At 57.5% G+C, this 1,677-nt stretch carries 5 protein-coding genes; 1 reads left to right on the top strand and 4 read right to left on the bottom strand.

The annotated features are described in order from the left end of the window. The 4 genes from FEM54_RS32095 to FEM54_RS32080 all read right to left on the bottom strand — a co-directional run. Positions 1-410, bottom strand: a 410-nt coding sequence (locus FEM54_RS32095; RefSeq protein ID WP_138454227.1) for a proteasome subunit beta, incomplete at its 3' end; no start/stop codon positions are given. A 56-nt stretch (positions 411-466) separates the two neighbouring features. Continuing rightward, entirely contained in the window at positions 467-763 is a 297-nt protein-coding gene (locus FEM54_RS32090; RefSeq protein WP_138454226.1) for a hypothetical protein, read from the bottom strand. 57 nt (positions 764-820) lie between these two features. Then, positions 821-1,093: a hypothetical protein gene (locus tag FEM54_RS32085; protein ID WP_138454225.1), complete on the bottom strand. Its 273-nt coding sequence runs from the start codon at positions 1,091-1,093 to the stop codon at positions 821-823. 1 nt (position 1,094) lies between these two features. Further along, complete coding sequence (locus FEM54_RS32080) at positions 1,095-1,418, bottom strand: peptidase M48, Ste24p (RefSeq protein WP_138454224.1); 324 nt, start codon at positions 1,416-1,418, stop codon at positions 1,095-1,097. A gap of 87 nt (positions 1,419-1,505) precedes the next feature. Here FEM54_RS32080 and FEM54_RS32075 point away from each other — a divergent pair. Next, the coding region (locus FEM54_RS32075) for a type II toxin-antitoxin system HicA family toxin (protein ID WP_138454223.1) at positions 1,506-1,677 on the top strand (172 nt) is incomplete at its 3' end.

The following is a 1,677-nucleotide window of genomic DNA, read 5'->3' as shown; positions in this document are numbered from 1 at the left end:
GTGCGGATCGTGCCGCCGGTGCTGGTGTCGCGCTTGGAAGCCATCTCTACCGCCTGATAGGCACTGGCTCCCATGTCCATTGCGGCGAACGCGTAGGGCGTACCGCTACCAATGGCGTAAGGGCGATCCAGCATTATCGGCGACCTCCACAGGCCAGTAGCATCATCCACTGCAACCAGCATCAACTGCTCACCATCCAACACGATGGCTGTAACGTCGATGTTGCCTTCAGGCTTTGCACCGAAGTAAGCATCAACCAGGCGCTGATAGTCCGAGACAGCGCCGGAGCAGAAGAACTTCACACCGTTGCGCTCAAGGCATTTTTCGTAATCGTCGTAGGTGATCACATCACCACGGGTTACCTGGGAGTCATAGGCGATCACGCCGTCTTTGTAGGCAATGGTCGTCATCTGACCCTCTCATGATTGCGCGCCACGATTTGGCGCATTCGAAAACGTGGCGCGGATTACGGTGCAAGCCGCAGCTGCTGGTCGAACAACTCCCGGATCTCGCCGAGTCTGCCCATCACCAGCGGCTCACCCTTCAAGTGGATAAGGTGGGCCAACTGGTGAACGATCCCCTCATCCGAAAGCACCTGGCTCGTCGGCAGCTCCTTGAACCAGCACACGAACACTGCAAAGTGCATCGCCGCCGGCAACACCTTCAGGAAGCGCTTGTCGGTCATCTGGACGAATCGGGCGTGCTCTTCGCGTAGGTCTTGGTAGCTGGCTGAGTAGCGCTTGCCGTCGAGGACGTACTCCATTCGGTCCGCCCTCAATAGATCGGCGCCGGCAGTACCGGGCGCCTTTGGTTTAATCGGTCAGGTAGGTGTTTCGAACAGATGGTTTCGCCGAGCCCAGGCATAGGCCACCACTCCAGCGTGAAGCACCACACCGAATGGGTTTACCCAGCTCCCCTGGATCGCGGTCACGAACGCGCCAAACGCGCCGATGGCCACCAGGTAGAAGGCGGAGCACAGCAGCGGCTGGTCGATTGGCCGAACCCGGCGCAAATAGTCACAGGCTGCCAGGGCGACAAGCACGCACAGAAGCGCGTCAGCCACGCTCAGCGCTGATACAAGAATGCCGTTCATGTCAGGCACCTCGCGCAGTCGGGAATGACCCCGCCGCAGCCTTGATTGCCGGGATGATGTTCATCGCTGTCAGCCCGAGCACGAATGCCACGCCACACAGAAGATCATCAGTCACCGCCATCTCAAGCTTGGGGGCGAGCCAGATCGTTACGGGCTGCGTCAGGTAAACCGAGAACAGGAAACCGGTGAGGACAGCTGAAGCCGCCTGCCACCGGGTCAAGTCCCTCAGAAAGCCAAGGGACAGGATCGAACCGATGAATGCAGCCATGACCACGCCGTATTTGACCAGCACTACGCTGGCGGCAGTGCTCGCGGGTTCTGCCATTGGTCTCTCCAAAAGAAATAATACAAAATTGTTGTATTACCACAAAATAGTGGTAAACTGGACTCATCCAAACAACGAGGCGAGGTGATGAAGTTCAGCGAGTTCAGACGATGGTTAAAGGCCCAAGGGGTAACCTTCGAAGCAGGCAAAGGAAGCCACTTCAAAGTAATCGCCCCAAACGGCAATAGGAGCACCTTCGCGGATCACTGTAGTAAGGAAATGCCAGAACCGACCCGCAAGGCGATCATTAAACAACTGG

Source organism: Pseudomonas edaphica (assembly GCF_005863185.1).
GTDB classification, from domain to species: Bacteria; Pseudomonadota; Gammaproteobacteria; order Pseudomonadales; family Pseudomonadaceae; genus Aquipseudomonas; species Aquipseudomonas edaphica.
The sequence above is the reverse complement of the archived record's forward strand: the minus strand, read 5'-3'. Positions and strand labels throughout refer to the sequence as shown.

Excerpts from the sequence above, each read along its gene's own strand:
- FEM54_RS32085 (WP_138454225.1), bottom strand. The coding sequence starts at position 1,093 with ATGAACGGCATTCTTGTATCAGCGCTGAGCGTGGCTGACGCGCTTCTG.
- FEM54_RS32090 (WP_138454226.1), bottom strand. The coding sequence starts at position 763 with ATGGAGTACGTCCTCGACGGCAAGCGCTACTCAGCCAGCTACCAAGAC.
- FEM54_RS32080 (WP_138454224.1), bottom strand. The coding sequence starts at position 1,418 with ATGGCAGAACCCGCGAGCACTGCCGCCAGCGTAGTGCTGGTCAAATAC.